The organism is Bacillus sp. 1NLA3E (assembly GCF_000242895.2).
Taxonomy (GTDB): domain Bacteria; phylum Bacillota; class Bacilli; order Bacillales; family Cytobacillaceae; genus Bacillus_BU.
In genome coordinates, this window is record NC_021171.1 from 3,747,763 (window position 1) to 3,762,131 (window position 14,369).

11 protein-coding genes and 5 pseudogenes are annotated in these 14,369 nt (G+C 37.0%); 9 read left to right on the forward strand and 7 right to left on the reverse strand.

The window, feature by feature from the left end:
* Positions 1-99: 99 nt before the first annotated feature.
* Positions 100-363: pseudogene (locus tag B1NLA3E_RS26060) on the forward strand (transposase); the annotation flags it as partial.
* Positions 363-689 (forward strand): annotated as a pseudogene (locus B1NLA3E_RS26065) (transposase); the annotation flags it as partial. The pseudogenes B1NLA3E_RS26060 and B1NLA3E_RS26065, both read left to right, overlap by 1 nt.
* A gap of 240 nt (positions 690-929) precedes the next feature.
* On the opposite strand, the gene mbcS reads toward B1NLA3E_RS26065, so the two are convergent.
* From mbcS to ezrA, 5 genes are all read right to left on the reverse strand, one after another.
* The gene (gene mbcS, locus B1NLA3E_RS17960) at positions 930-2,519 is read right to left on the reverse strand and encodes an acyl-CoA synthetase MbcS (RefSeq protein ID WP_015595257.1); all 1,590 of its coding nucleotides are present in this window, start codon (positions 2,517-2,519) and stop codon (positions 930-932) included.
* Positions 2,520-2,679: 160 nt separating this feature from the next.
* A complete protein-coding gene (locus B1NLA3E_RS17965) occupies positions 2,680-2,886 on the reverse strand; it encodes an alpha/beta-type small acid-soluble spore protein (protein WP_015595258.1) in 207 nt (68 codons plus the stop codon).
* Positions 2,887-2,992: 106 nt separating this feature from the next.
* Positions 2,993-4,201 (reverse strand): tRNA uracil 4-sulfurtransferase ThiI, encoded by a 1,209-nt coding sequence (thiI, locus tag B1NLA3E_RS17970; RefSeq protein WP_015595259.1) that lies wholly within the window; start codon positions 4,199-4,201, stop codon positions 2,993-2,995.
* 1 nt (position 4,202) lies between these two features.
* The gene (locus B1NLA3E_RS17975; protein ID WP_015595260.1) at positions 4,203-5,345 is read right to left on the reverse strand and encodes a cysteine desulfurase family protein; all 1,143 of its coding nucleotides are present in this window, start codon (positions 5,343-5,345) and stop codon (positions 4,203-4,205) included.
* A gap of 212 nt (positions 5,346-5,557) precedes the next feature.
* A complete protein-coding gene (gene ezrA, locus B1NLA3E_RS17980; protein WP_015595261.1) occupies positions 5,558-7,264 on the reverse strand; it encodes a septation ring formation regulator EzrA in 1,707 nt (568 codons plus the stop codon).
* 355 nt (positions 7,265-7,619) lie between these two features.
* On the opposite strand from ezrA, the gene hisJ reads away from it, so the two are divergent.
* The gene (gene hisJ, locus B1NLA3E_RS17985) at positions 7,620-8,411 is read left to right on the forward strand and encodes a histidinol-phosphatase HisJ (RefSeq protein WP_015595262.1); all 792 of its coding nucleotides are present in this window, start codon (positions 7,620-7,622) and stop codon (positions 8,409-8,411) included.
* Between the two features lie 19 nt (positions 8,412-8,430).
* Here hisJ and refZ read toward each other — a convergent pair whose 3' ends face one another.
* Entirely contained in the window at positions 8,431-9,069 is a 639-nt protein-coding gene (gene refZ, locus B1NLA3E_RS17990) for a forespore capture DNA-binding protein RefZ (protein ID WP_015595263.1), read from the reverse strand.
* Between the two features lie 801 nt (positions 9,070-9,870).
* Here refZ and B1NLA3E_RS26070 point away from each other — a divergent pair.
* The 3 pseudogenes from B1NLA3E_RS26070 to B1NLA3E_RS24320 form a co-directional block, all read left to right on the forward strand.
* A pseudogene (locus tag B1NLA3E_RS26070) lies at positions 9,871-9,942 on the forward strand (helix-turn-helix domain-containing protein); the annotation flags it as partial.
* A gap of 38 nt (positions 9,943-9,980) precedes the next feature.
* Positions 9,981-10,532 (forward strand): annotated as a pseudogene (locus tag B1NLA3E_RS25730) (type I restriction enzyme HsdR N-terminal domain-containing protein); the annotation flags it as partial.
* Positions 10,526-11,134, forward strand: a pseudogene (locus B1NLA3E_RS24320) (IS66 family transposase); the annotation flags it as partial. The pseudogenes B1NLA3E_RS25730 and B1NLA3E_RS24320, both read left to right, overlap by 7 nt.
* Before the next feature lie 274 nt (positions 11,135-11,408).
* On the opposite strand, the gene B1NLA3E_RS18005 reads toward B1NLA3E_RS24320, so the two are convergent.
* Positions 11,409-12,200 (reverse strand): hypothetical protein, encoded by a 792-nt coding sequence (locus B1NLA3E_RS18005; RefSeq protein WP_041580656.1) that lies wholly within the window; start codon positions 12,198-12,200, stop codon positions 11,409-11,411.
* Positions 12,201-12,687: 487 nt separating this feature from the next.
* On the opposite strand from B1NLA3E_RS18005, the gene B1NLA3E_RS18010 reads away from it, so the two are divergent.
* The 3 genes from B1NLA3E_RS18010 to B1NLA3E_RS18020 all read left to right on the forward strand — a co-directional run bounded on the left by B1NLA3E_RS18010 (position 12,688) and on the right by B1NLA3E_RS18020 (position 14,239).
* Positions 12,688-13,233 (forward strand): TetR/AcrR family transcriptional regulator C-terminal domain-containing protein, encoded by a 546-nt coding sequence (locus B1NLA3E_RS18010; RefSeq protein ID WP_015595266.1) that lies wholly within the window; start codon positions 12,688-12,690, stop codon positions 13,231-13,233.
* Between the two features lie 186 nt (positions 13,234-13,419).
* On the forward strand, positions 13,420-13,686 hold the full coding sequence (locus tag B1NLA3E_RS18015; protein WP_015595267.1) for a DUF3888 domain-containing protein: 267 nt from the start codon (positions 13,420-13,422) through the stop codon (positions 13,684-13,686).
* 193 nt (positions 13,687-13,879) lie between these two features.
* Positions 13,880-14,239 carry a TIGR04104 family putative zinc finger protein gene (locus B1NLA3E_RS18020; RefSeq protein WP_236619586.1) on the forward strand — a complete coding sequence of 120 codons (360 nt, stop codon included), beginning with the start codon at positions 13,880-13,882 and terminating at the stop codon, positions 14,237-14,239.
* Positions 14,240-14,369 lie beyond the last annotated feature (130 nt).

Consider the following 14,369-nt stretch of genomic DNA (forward strand, 5'->3'; position numbering starts at 1 on the left):
GAGAGTTTCTCGACAGCCTATTATTTTGTTTAATAACTTTAATGATTCACCGCGTTAATATAGTGTAATATTCTTATAAAGAATAGGACGGTGAATAGAATGTTCAAACCCAAAAAAGCTGTTCAAAATGAAGCTGAATTTGTTTTTATCGAAGATTTGGTGCCTCAAAATCACCTTTTAAGAAAGGTGGATAAATATATTGATTTTTCATTTGTTGGAGAAAAGGTTCGGCCCTATTACTCAGAAGATAACGGTCGTCCAACTGATCCAATTCTGCTTTTCAAGATGATGTTTATTGGATATTTTTATGGCATTCGTTCGGAACGTCAATTGGAACGAGAAATTCAAACTAACGTTGCTTATGTGCAGAATGTCCTCTGTTGAAGGAATGTACGAGATCAAAAAACAAGACGAAGGTCGTCACCCGACATGTATTGGAAGAATATAAGGAGAAGGTGCGGCTCAATCGTCTATCAAAATCAGGAAAAATGCTTTATAAATTTAGGAAAGAAAAAATTGAGCGAAGCTTCGCAGATTCAAAAGAACTGCATGGGCTTCGCTATTGTAGGTTGCGGGGATTGAGGAATGCGAGCGAGCAGGTATTGCTTACTGCAACTTGCCAAAATATGAAAAAGATTGCCACATATTTGTCTAGGCTAGAAAAAGTGTGTGGCAATACCTCAGGTTGATTTACTTTAGGTTGATTGGAGCGGAAGGTGCTCGACTCCTGCGGGAGCAGCGGGACAGGTGAGACCCCGCAGGCGTTTACGCCGAGGAGGCTCAGCGCCCGCCCCGCGGAAAGCGAAGCACCTGGAGCGGAAATCAACCGGCCATTTAGCATGCTAAAAAGATAAAACAAAAAATTGCCGAGAAAAATACCTTTTCTCGACAATCTGAGGATGACAAATTGTCAGCCTTTTACTTGTTTTTTACGATTGAGCACTAAATGCTTCTAATTCTTGTTTGCGTAATTCAATTCGGCGAATTTTTCCTGATGTAGTTTTCGGAAGCTCAGCTAAAAATTCAATTGCACGCGGATATTTATAAGGTGCTGTTAATTCTTTTACATGTTCCTGAAGATTCGATACAAGACTAGGATCACTCGGATTAATCCCATCTTTTAACACAATGAATGCCTTTACGATATTTCCTCGAATCTCATCCGGACTTGCTACAACGGCACATTCTTTTACAAAAGGATGTTTAACAAGCGCATCTTCAACCTCGAAAGGTCCAATTGTATATCCTGAGCTGATAATGATATCGTCACCACGGCCCTCAAACCAGAAATAGCCATCCTCATCCTTCTTCGCTTTATCACCAGTAATATAATATTCACCGCGGAACTGCATCGCTGTTCTTTCTGGATCTTTATAATACTCTTTAAACAATGCTGGACTTTCTACATGAACTGCAATATCTCCTACTTCTCCTACAACACACGGATCACCATTTTCATCGATAATTTCGATTTTGTTTCCAGGAGTCGGTTTTCCCATTGAGCCTGGTCTAAGCGCCATTCCCTTTGTTACACCGATTAATAGAGTGTTTTCTGTTTGTCCATATCCATCTCTTACATCAATATTAAAATGACGATTAAATGTCTCAATTACCTCCCGATTTAGAGGCTCCCCTGCAGAAACGGCACTATGCAAGTGTGGTAATTTATATTCATCAAGATTATCAACCTTAGCCATTATACGATACTCAGTTGGGGTACAGCATAAAGCATTTATTTGGTATTTTTCAAGAAGCTGCAAGTATTTTTGCGGCTCAAATCTTCCGTTATAGACGATTCCAGTCGCACCTGTACCTAATATGGATAAAAACGGGCTCCAAATCCACTTTTGCCAACCAGGACTTGCTGTTGCCCAGACCCTGTCCCCTTCATCAATACCGAGCCAGTTCTTAGCGGCTGTTCGTAAATGTGCATATGCCCAGCCATGTGTATGGACTACCCCTTTTGGATTTCCAGTTGTTCCTGAAGTATAAGATAAAAAGGCCATATCACTAGAAGTAGTATCTGCTAATTCGAAAATATCAGATACCTCAGTTAATTGCTGATTTACATTAATCCAATTTTTAGCATCTGCTCCAATTACAAACTTTTTAAGATTTTCAGCCTCTGGCAAGTCAGTAAATTGATCCAAATATGGGTAATAACATACAACAGCTTTAACATCCCCATGTGTAATTCGATATTTAAGGTCTTTTGCCCGTAACATTTCTGAACTTGGGATGACGACGATCCCCGCTTTAAGAGCACCCAAATAAATCTGATATGCCTCGATTAAACGCGGTACCATAACAAGGACCACATCGCCTTTTTTTATCCCATTTTGTTGAAAGAGATTTCCTACTCTATTTGCATTAGCTATTAATTCCTTATATGTAACTTCCTTTGTTTCCCCTGTTTCATTTTCCCATCTAAGTGCAAGCTTCTTGGCATCTTCTGCAAATCTTTCGACCTCACTAACTAAGTTATATTGCTGCGGCGCGATTAATTCTCCTCTACCCATTCTGTTTCCCCCTCACATATTTGGTAAAACAAAAACACTTACCCCTTAATGATATACCAAATATTTAGATTATTCGGAATATATTTTTCTCTTTTATCCGACAAAATAATAAAGAAGCGAGTACGAATACTCGCTTCTTGTAGCCATTTGTATTATTTTGTTATCTTGAAAAGCCTCCGCTTAACTGTTGTTGAGCCATAGAGACTAAACGTTTAGTGATCTCACCACCAACTGAACCGTTAGCGCGAGATGTTGTGTCTGCTCCAAGATTAACACCAAATTCTGTAGCGATTTCGTACTTCATTTGGTTAAGAGCTTGTTCTACTCCAGGAACTAATAACTGATTTGAGTTGTTGTTGTTTGCCATGTGATATCACCTCCTTGTGAGTATAGAGTGTGTAGAATCACATAGCTTCATTCAAATCTTTTGTTGGTAATTGTTCACAATTTTGTGTCAAGCGCTTCCGCTTTTCTTAGAATAAATCCTCTACTGACATATTATGGTTTACGTGACCGATTTTTATTCGGATTGTTTCTGTATCTTTTACAGCTTTTTCAATATAGGGTTCAAAGTCTGTAAAACTTTCATAGTGTTGGACCTTTTCACGTTTTGGTTTTGTTTTTGGTGATGAAGGAACAAAAACAGTACAGCAATCCTCAAACGGGCGAATTGAAATATCGTACGTATCAATTTGTTGAGCAATTTCAATTGTATCGTGCTTATCAACGGTAATCAAAGGACGCAGGATAGGTGTGTTCGTCACTTCATTGATGGCAAACATGCTCTCAATTGTTTGACTGGCAACCTGTCCAAGGCTTTCACCAGTAATAATGGCCAAACCTTCACGATTTTTTCGTATTTCATCCGTTATTCGCAGCATCATTCGTCTTGTCGAGGTCATCGAATAGTTTTCTGGAATTTGCCTCTGAATTAATTGTTGAATCTCTGTAAAAGGGACAATATGCAGATTAATAAAACCACTGACTTTAGCCAATTTTTCTACGAGATCAATCACCTTTTGCTTTGACCGTTCACTTGTAAATGGTGGGCTAAAGAAATGAACAGCTTCAATTTCCAATCCCCTTTTCATCGCTAAGTAACCTGCAACAGGACTGTCGATTCCCCCCGATAACATGAGCATTGCTTTCCCACTCGAACCAACTGGAAGTCCACCGGCACCACGAATTGTTTCGCATGATAGATAGGCTGCTTCACTTCGTACCTCGATGAGCAAATTAATATCAGGTGTTCTTACGTTTACCTTTAAGTCATCCATGTTTTGTAATATATGGGCGCTAAACTCTTGATTAATATCCTCACTTGTAAGCGGAAACGACTTATCTGCACGTTTACCAGTAATTTTAAAAGTTTTTCCTTCCACGTATACTCGTTTGAAAAGAGCCAATGCTGCATCTTTCATCATTTCGACATCTTTTTCAACTTTTATAGCTGGACTAAAAGATTGAATCCCAAATATCTCTTTTAGTCCCTCAATTATTGCATCCCCGTTTTCGCCATTCAACAAAATATACATTCGATCTCGACTTGCATCTATTTTTGCGTTTGGCGTATTGTTTAACAACGGTTTAATACTTTTTCTTAATTTATCAATAAACAAATTACGATTTCTACCTTTTGTAGAAATTTCACCATAACGAATAATAATCCGATCATATTTCATATTAATTCATAACCTCACCTAAATGTTTTATTGACTCTTTTAATGCACTTATCGCTTGCAAAGCTTCATCCATCGTATTGTTAAAAGAAAGACTGATCCGTATAGCACTTTTTGCTTCCTCAGCTGAAATTCCCATAGCAAGCAATGTTTTACTAACTGCTGCTTGTTTGGAGGAACAAGCACTTGTTGTCGACACGTATATTCCCTTTTCTTCTAAGGAATGAACAAACACTTCACCTTTAAATCCTCTTATCGAAAGGTTGAGAATATGAGGGGCAGAGCCCTCGTTTGGAGAATGAATGGTTACCTCATCTATTTTTTGCAGATCATCCCTTAATCGTTTCATTATTTCCATCATAACAGATAATTTTTCAGCACGCAGATCCATGGATAATCTTAATGCCTTTGCCATTGCCACGATACCAGCAACATTCTCCGTACCACTTCGGTGCTTTAATTCTTGCCCACCTCCAGAGAAAAGCGGAGAAATTTGCAATGTATCTCTCAAAAATAAAGCCCCAGTACCTTTTAAACCATGAAATTTATGACCAGAAATTGAGCATAAGTCAATTCCACATTCATGAAAATTCAACGGCACCTTACACACACCTTGAACATGGTCAACATGAAACAATACTTTCGGATAATCCTTTAATAACGCTCCTATTTCCTTAATAGGTTGGATTGTTCCCACCTCGTTGTTAACGTGTATAACAGAAACAAGAATGGTATCTTCTCTTAGGGCACTTTCCACATCTCTGACCGATATTCTACCATCTTGATCAGGTTTTAAATAGGTAATTATATATCCTAACTGTTTTAATTGATCCATCGCTTCATAAACAGATGCATGCTCAATTTCTGTTGTAATAATATGTTTTCCTCGACTCCTGTACATCAAGGCAGTTCCTTTAATGGCCAAATTGTTGCTCTCTGTTCCACCTGAGGTAAAAAGAATTTCAGTTGATTTCGCCTTCAGAAGCTTTGCTATTTGATTTCTTGCTTGGGTTAATAGCTGTTGTGCCATTCCACCTAATTGATGCAAGGAGGATGGATTTCCGTAATAATCGGTCGATACCTTCACGAACGAATTGATCACTTCGTTAAATGGTTTTGTGGTTGCACTATTATCAAAATAAATCATGGTTTTCCCCTTTCACCTGCGAACCATATGCACCTTTGGATATTATCATAATCCATTAAATGCATAATATATATGTGTAAGAATTCCTGAAGTCACCACTTTTTGATTATTATTCCAAAGTAACATCCAGAACACAACCAAGTTGTTTGAAATTCAAAAATAAAACAGGCTCCCTATTAATAGGTAAACCTGTTAGCGAAAATATCACTAGATTAGATTTCTTCTGATTGCATTTCTTCTGATAGCATTTTTTCAATTTTTTTAATTGCACCAGGTTCAACCTTTTCGATTGTTGTTGCAGCCTGTTCAAGTGCTGATTTGTAGTCAAAATCTCTAAATGCAAGCTCTGCTTCATATAAGCCTTCAGCCACTGACGAATATTTACTTTTATAGCGGTTTCCATATTGAATAACTTTTTCTGCCAATATCACATTTTCTAAAATCTCTTTAGTTGTACTAATTAATTCTTCCACTACATTTACAGCTATATCTAAAAAATGTTGAACAATGGGTATATCAAGAGGTTTTTCAGAAAGTTTTTCCATAACAGTTTGGATACTTTCCTTCGCGTCATCTAACAAAAATTCATATTCCTTAGGTAAACCAGGTATTTTACTTTTTGAAATCGTTCTAATCATTTCACCAATACTCTTTTTGAGCTCTTGGACTTTTTCACGTGCTGCTAATTCATCTTTTCTTAGTGCACCCAAAATTTCCCGATAATCTTTTTGCTCTTGCTCAAGCTTTTGAATCATCTCCTGCATTTCACAAAGATCCTCCGAAAGCTGAGTTTGCGCAAATTCTGGATGGGTTAAACTCGCTTCAAGTATTTCAAACCGCTTCATAAGCTGAGCAAGTTGCTTTTCCGATTTTTTCTGAGCTTCAAGTTCCGTTTCTGACAAATGGTAAATTTGCTGTACTAACTCAGTTTCTTCCTTCAAGATCCTACTGTTGTCTACAGCATCAGTTAAAAGAGATTTCGTTTCGTCTTTATGTTGGTGAATATAGTGCTTAGCAAGGACTTCCTTCTCTAGCAAAACATATAATAACTCAATTTCCTCTTTTACCGTCTCAATTCCAGTTACTACCTCATCAACTTCTGTCTGTTCCAGAAGAGATAAAAACTTTTGAATCTCCGCCTCTAACCTAACGATCTCTTTCTCAAATTGCAAATGCTCAAGGCAATAGCCCTCTTCAGCCATTTCTTGATAGCCGTCCTTTAATTCATTAATTTGCATAGGCAAACCTGTTTGACAATCTATAAACAGTCCTGGTATCACTTGCATTTTGTTAGTAATTCTCATTAAAGTATCTTTAATTAATAATACAACCTCACGGGCCTCTAGATAATCTCCATTTTCCGTTTTCTCTTCAAACACTTGAAATTTAACTAACAAATTATCTAATTGTTTTTCAAAAGATTCTACAGCATGACCGAATGTATGGCGATGAGCTAATAATGCCTTTTTACAATCCCGGTACACTTTCATTAATTCTTCAATTTCTTCATGATTTTTTTGTTCACTTCCAATAAGTTCCTTCAATTCAGACAGTATTTTTTTAATTTTTTCTTCAATGTCCGTAAGGATTGTTTCGATTTTCACTTGAACTTCTTTTGCCTTATTGAAGCGTAACTTATCAATATACTCTTCCGAATCAAATAAAAAATCCTCAATATTTGGAAGCTGTCCACCAACAATTTCATCCCATTCTTTACGCCACTGGTCGAAGAGTTCTTCTGTTTGACCAGTCATATTTAATTGTTTCACTTTTGACATTTCTTCAAGAACGGGACGGTTTAAAATATCAATTTTCCAACTTTCAAGCCGATCTATCTCTTTATAATATTTCTTCCTTGTAAAATACCCCAACAATAATATACTAAGCACAATCACAATCGTACCGATCACAAATCCCATTCTGCACACCTGCTCTCACTAAATACGAAGTTCTCATCCGCATCAATGTTTATTTTTTATGATAAACTTTTACCCTAATTTCTTCGTATGTTTCTCTCGAGATTATTCATTTTGCAGAGAAAAATCTAATATGTATTAAACTTCTACAATGACAAACATTCAAAATATCCATTACAATGTTTTTATGATACCATGTAAACGACATTTTTTGACTAATAAATTCTTTTTTTTGGGAGAAATTCTGCCAATAGTAATCATTGTTCAAAAATTTTTAAGAAAAACGGGAAACCTCCCGAAAATTGCACCCCGTCTAGTTTCAAATATTTTCTTTTTTTAAACAAAGGAGGCATCTTGCATGCGAAAAGATGGACACATTCACACCCCATATTGCCCACATGGAACAAAGGATTCATTTAAGGAATATGTTGAGAATGCAATTTTTTTAGGGTTCGATGAGATTTCCTTCACAGAACATGCTCCTTTGCCAGTTGGATTTCTTGATCCTACCCCCGCCAAAGATAGTGGAATGCCTGCAAATAAAATCGAAACCTATTTACATGATATTGAAATGATAAAAAAGGAATATTGTAGCCAAATAAAGATCAATAGTGGTCTTGAAGTTGATTTTATCGAGGGCTACGAAGAAGAGACCCGGGAATTCCTAACTATTTTTGGTCCGAATTTAGACGACGCTATTTTATCTGTTCATTTTTTAAAACATGATAATGAATATGATTGTATGGATTATAGTCCCCAAGTATTTGGAGAAATGGTCAAAAAATACGGATCAGTTGAAGCGGTTTACAAGAAATATTATGAGACGGTAATGAAATCTGTAAATGCCGACTTAGGACATTATAAACCGAAACGAATTGGACATATTACACTTGTCCACAAATTCCAAAAAAAGTTTCCAGTTCTTAGCAGTTTTGAGAGTGAGATTAATGAACTGTTCATTACGATTAAGAGAAATGGTTATGAATTGGATTATAATGGTGCCGGTACAGCAAAACCGCTTTGCCAAGAACCCTATCCCCCAGACTGGGTTGTAGATAAGGCGATTGCCATGGGGATTCCGCTTATTTATGGTTCAGACGCCCATCAAAAAAAGGAAATGGGACAGGGGCGTCAGTTTATGAAAATATGAAAAAACATCCTAGCCAAGGCTAGGATGTTTTTAGCATACATTCTTTTTGTTTTTCTGGTTTAGAGCAGACAATTCCTTCAATCCACTTATAGATTTCCTGTAAATATTTATCTGTAAAATATCTTTCATGGGGGAAAACATGCAATACTTCCGTTAAATATTGCGTATTTAAAAAAGGTATGGACAGAAGCCCTTTGAACTGAATCATTAAGTATTGAAAAGCGTGGGGACTAAATTCCTTTGTTTCAACGCCCTGTTCAATGACTGCTTTAAATATATATCGTTCTTTTGCATAATATGTTGATAAAATTTCCCGTACTACTTGTGAATCAATCGACATTTCACGTAAAACAAACCTAGTGAGTTGGGTATGATTACATTGATAGGTCCAAAGGTTTTCAGCAATTTTTTTTAAACAGTCTGTCGCACCAAACTCTATGATGGCATAACCCTTTTCTAGTTCTTCCATGTAGCTCTCAAAAAATACCGTAAGACAGTATTCTAATAAACCACGCTTATTTCGAAAATAATAAGAAATATTGGCGGCGTTAATCTTTGCTTCCCTGGCTATGTCCCGTATCGACGTTCCATCATACCCATTTGCATTAAACAACGAGACAGCTGCAGTGATAATTGCCTCCTTTGAGTTTTTCTTCATGGTACCTCCCCCTCCCCACAAAAATAATTTGCCGTTCATTCAATCTGTATATTAATAAAAAGATTCTGTATCTTTAACTAATCTCCTTTTTATTATTGTCGACAAAGTTTCCTTCATTTCGGCTTAATATGATTCAATACCAATATAATTTTAAATCACGAATGTAAAAAAAGTTGGTTTGTGTCGAATAATATCGAGAACAAAAAAATAAAAAGCAGAAAGTTTTCTGCACAGGATGTCAAGAAACTCTCGACAGTCTATTCTTTCGCCTAAAAAATTTAGCGATTAACCGCGTTAATTTATTGTAGTGAAATAATTAATTATGAATAAATAGGCTGTTCAATAGGTTTGTTGATTTCCGTTCCAGGCGCTTCGCTTTCCGCGGGGCGGGCGCTGAGCCTCCTCGTCGCTAAAGCTCCTGTGGGGTCTCACCTGTCCCGCTACTCCCGCAGGAGTCTTCGCGCCTTCCACTTCAATCAACACGTCGGTTCCAATACAGACCTTCCACACAACCAATAAATAATAAAAATAAGTGATGAATTCAATGCTTAAGCCAAAAGAGTCTAGCCAATGTGAATATGGATTAGTTTCTATTGATGAATGAGACCCGGTTCTCCCCTTTAGATGTTTATCCTTAAGGGGTGTTTTTATAGTTAAAAGGAAAGGACCTTCTGAAGTTAAAAAGCAGATTTAGGAACTGTTGAGTGACAATAAGTTGTTCCTTTTAAGGGCCAGATTGTGGAGTACTCTTAAATTACGTAGTAGACTAAATACTGCGTAGCAAAGGACTTAGCTGTAAATCTAGAAAGCTTATATAAAATTTGCAAGTGCCTCAACTGCAATATTGGAGACATTACGGAGTTTGAAATATAAGTGATTTATGCAAAAAGTATGGCGAAGGGGCTGAGCTAATGGGAAAGAGAGGTCTATCTGAAAAAGATATCAAAGCCAGATATATTACACCGGCAATCACTGATGCGGGCTGGGACATAAAGAAGCAAGTTCGACTTGAATACGCTTTTACGGCTGGTAGAATTATACTCCGTGGAAATATAACTGCCAGAGGAAAGAAGAAGAGAGCGGACTATGTACTTTTTTACAAAAATAACTTTTCTTTAGCAGTCATAGAAGCTAAGGATAATAATCATTCGGTAGGTGCAGGTTTACAGCAAGCTATCGACTATGTGAAAACACTAGACATATATTATGTCTACACTTCTAATGGGGATAGCTTTGTGGAGCAGAACTTAATCACTGGTGAAGTAAGAGAACTTAGACTAAATGAATTTCCATCACCAGAGGATTTATATCAAAGATGTTTAATAGATAAGAACATTAATGAGGTTGAAGAGAAGGTGCTTCTTGAGCCTTATTACTATGTCCCAAATTATAAGACACCAAGGTATTATCAGAGGGTTGCAATCTATCGAACAGTAGATGCGGTTGCCAAGGGTCAAGAACGCGATTATCACGTGCTCGATCTTTCCTTGAAAGTTTCATTGAAGGCTTTTCTGGAACGATTATCTGTGATGGTTATTCTGCCTATGACAAAATTGAAGGTGTCACTTTCGCAAATTGTCTCGCGCACGATCGTCGCTACTGGTTGAAAGCGGAGAGCAAAAATGGACAAATCGGTGTAAAATATTGTGATGATTTATATCGATTAGAAAGACAATTCAAACACCTGTTTCCGAGTAAGCGAAGAAAAAAACGGCAAAAATGCACTTGCGAAGAAAGCCGAATATACTCTAAACAGAGCGAATGGACTAAAAGCATTTTTGATGGATAGTCGCATCGAAATTGATAATAATCCAGCTGAAAAGGCTATCCCTCCAAGTGTGGTTGGTCGCAAAAACTGGCTCCACTCTGTTAGTGAAGCTGGTGCAAAAGCCAACGTTATCTGTTTAAGTATTGCAGAAACTGCAAAAGCAAACGGTGTAGATTCTACCGTTATCTCTTGAAGCTACTTACGGAATTGTCAAATCTAGATATCTATCAACATCCAGAAATTTTGAATCAATATGTGCCTTGGTCAAAAATGATCCAAGCTGAATGCGGAAAATGAAATAACCGTATATCTGATAAAAAATTCATGATATACGGTTATTTGTCAAGTGTACCAGAAAGGTGCGCTTATTTTTATAATTCGGGCTTACTATCTACCAATAAGGAAACAAGTTAAATAAAAATAAATCGTTGACTGGGAAAGGAGTTGGCGAAATTTTCGCCAACCCCTTTCCTCTTTAGTGTCATTGAGGATCTACATAATCTTGTTGCTATTAGATCAATATCTCCCCGATTAATTGCTCAGGTCGCATACGCGATCGCGCACGAGAGACTTACCAGATGGGTTTCTTCCCATTGGGAAGAAGCTCCTTCTTGGGGTGCTTGGAGCAACGATACATGTTGTAGCAAGCCAGCGCGGTTGTCACGATGCCGCATAAGTAGTACCACGGAGTGTCGAAGAACGGCGAAACGGCCAGGTACCAACTCAAACCTGGGATCCACATGAGCGCGATTTGGATAACGATGAAGAGCTGCACGCCCATGGAGTTGCCAGCCCTCGTATTTTCCGCTCCGCGCCTCTCCCAAAACTTCCAAGTCCAATAGGCAAAGACATAATTCGTAAAGGGGTAGATGATGAAGATTGCTGCGTTGTCGGCCCCGCCAAGCATCGCCAGCGCATACGCGTTGACGCTGAAAGCCACAACGACCATTCCAAGGGCGTAAATCCAAGCTGTCTTCTCGCTGATGGGCTCTTTGCTCAAAAGCCCGAATTCCTCCTGGCGGTTGTGCTTGACGCCAAAAGATATGCAGATTGCCTCCATGCAAACCCAGATGGGAAGGCCGATGCCCATCACGACGAAAAGCCAGAAGAAGTCGTAGGCAAATGCCAATTTCCAAAAGGTGAGTGAGCCGATAATATCGATAGTGATCATCCAGCAATGCAACCAAATCGGAAAGACATCGACCTTTTCACGAAGCATAATGCGTATTGGCCATACGTACATCAGGTACCCAAAGGTCATGCAGAGTATCCATGCGATGATGTTCCCGGTGTTTTCGGGTACAAGCGTCATTGCGTCGATGATCTGTTGGGGCATGTTGGCAAGATAATCCATATATTCCATAGCCATTAACTCCTTTCTTTTCCGTATGCGTACGGTGTCAATAGAATTTTCTAAAACAAATGCTTTCATAAATTAGACGAATGATAACAGGCCAAGAAAGATGGTTAAGAGTATTAAAAAACTTGTTCTGTTAACCCATCATGACATCAGAAGTATGATTAGCCAATAGATCAGACCAAAATTAACACTTCCTAAAATATTCCCAAACATTTAACACGTAAGTCTCCATATATCTATACACCTCCTTTTTGGATAAGATCATATCACGTATTAAATGATTGTTAATTTTAGTTTACATAAAAGTGTTTTTCTTAACGATTTACAAAAGTCTCAAAATATACCGTTTTTAATTGATGATATCACCCTAATGTAAATTGTCTTATTATCTTTACTGAGGTATAATAGAGTTTTCGTTATTAGGTAATAAGTGATACCTGTTGCCTATTTTGTTCCAAGCACCCCTAGATTGGTGAAAGGAGTGGTAACTATGAATACTAAAAATGCTAATTCAAAGCTGCTATTAGTAAGATCACTCAAAGAGTTAGTGCATACAAAAGCATTTTCTAAGATTTCTGTTGAGGAAATAGTGGGAAATTGCAACTTGTCGAGACAGACATTTTATAAGAATTTTTATGATAAATATGACTTATTAAGTTCTTTATATGAAACGGATACAAAAGACATTTTTAAACAGTACTATGCTGATAAAGACTTTGTTGAGTTTACTTCTTCCATTATGAAATACTTTAGAAATAATAAAACTTATATGAAACTATTATTTGATATTGATGCCCCAAATTTATTTTTAAATTTTTGGAATGAATATAGTGTAACTTTTATAATAAAAGAAATAGGGGAAAAAAGAATCACTACTGAGTTGATGGTGGCTATTTATCATTTTTGCTATGGCAGTTATTTTGTAATTCATAAATGGTTAATACATGATTTGAAAGAGCCCTGTGAGGAAATTGCGTATTTCATTGTGAAGAGCATGCCCGATATATTAAAACCATATCTTCAGATATCGATTTAAAATATTACCACCATAGTCTCCCAAAAAGCTAACCAAAATTGCGCATGGTTAAATAGAGAGCATATAACTAAGGACTGGGGCCTGTTATTGATGAACAAGCCTCTCAGTCCTTTTTAGTTTGCACTTAACCTTTAAGTTGAGATAGAAGGGTACTTCAAGGATTTTTCGCAAATTCAGATTTGTTGTTTGGTAGTAAATGGAAAAACAGAAACAATAAATGAAGCCGATACGGAATTATGCGAAACGGTTAAAATGGCACTTATAAGTAGCCTAAGAGAACCAGTAGATAAAGCAATTGTTGAAATCTACAAAGACGATGAAGATGTACCTGAAGGTCTCACTTGGGCTTCATATGACACAGAAATCCTTAAAATAAAACAGTTATATGGAATTAGTGGAATATATGAAATAACGCTTAAAGTCTACCCTTACTATCGTGCTCATATGGGTTAAGGGGAAGATGAAGTTGTGATAAATACAACAGGTAAACTCATAAGTTATAGGCACTTAAAAACATATCCTTGAACTTCACTAACGAGGGCATTACTGGAATAACGGTAATGCTTTTTTATTCAAGTAAAGGGCGCAAATCTCTAACACGAGATGCGCCTATTTTTGTTAAGGATCATTTGGCCGAAAACAATAAATGTATATTTATGGTAATATATATTTGTGGATAGCGAAAAAAAGATGGGAGGAATTCGTTGTGCCGATCTGTCAAAACTGTGGAACAAAATGGTCTTGGTTTAGTTCTATAAAGAAATTATTGACGTTTCGTAAAAGTATGAAATGTAATCATTGTGGGAAAATTCAATATCAAAGTACATCTTCGAGAAATACTACATCTTTAGTAATTTTATTTCCCCTTATCACTATACCAATTATGGTATTATTTGATTTATCTCTTATTTCTGTAATGCTCTTGGATATTACCATATTATTTTTAGCTCTATTAGTTATGCCCTTATTTCTGAAATTAACTGATAAAGAAGAACCTTTATGGTAAAAAAGAGGCTGCAACAGACAGTTCCATTTCAAATCCTCATATCAACTCGAACGAGTGCGTTTGTGAAAGAAGGACTAATATACTATAGATAAAAATTTTCTAGTTTTAATCTTCAGCAATCGGGCGCGAT

Bases quoted from the DNA above. Each gene is read 5' to 3' on its own strand.
- mbcS (WP_015595257.1), bottom strand. From the start codon at position 2,519: ATGGGTAGAGGAGAATTAATCGCGCCGCAGCAATATAACTTAGTTAGT.
- B1NLA3E_RS17965 (WP_015595258.1), bottom strand. From the start codon at position 2,886: ATGGCAAACAACAACAACTCAAATCAGTTATTAGTTCCTGGAGTAGAA.
- thiI (WP_015595259.1), bottom strand. From the start codon at position 4,201: ATGAAATATGATCGGATTATTATTCGTTATGGTGAAATTTCTACAAAA.
- B1NLA3E_RS17975 (WP_015595260.1), bottom strand. From the start codon at position 5,345: ATGATTTATTTTGATAATAGTGCAACCACAAAACCATTTAACGAAGTG.
- ezrA (WP_015595261.1), bottom strand. From the start codon at position 7,264: ATGGGATTTGTGATCGGTACGATTGTGATTGTGCTTAGTATATTATTG.
- hisJ (WP_015595262.1), top strand. From the start codon at position 7,620: ATGCGAAAAGATGGACACATTCACACCCCATATTGCCCACATGGAACA.
- refZ (WP_015595263.1), bottom strand. From the start codon at position 9,069: ATGAAGAAAAACTCAAAGGAGGCAATTATCACTGCAGCTGTCTCGTTG.
- B1NLA3E_RS18005 (WP_041580656.1), bottom strand. From the start codon at position 12,200: ATGGAATATATGGATTATCTTGCCAACATGCCCCAACAGATCATCGAC.
- B1NLA3E_RS18010 (WP_015595266.1), top strand. From the start codon at position 12,688: ATGAATACTAAAAATGCTAATTCAAAGCTGCTATTAGTAAGATCACTC.
- B1NLA3E_RS18020 (WP_236619586.1), top strand. From the start codon at position 13,880: ATGTATATTTATGGTAATATATATTTGTGGATAGCGAAAAAAAGATGG.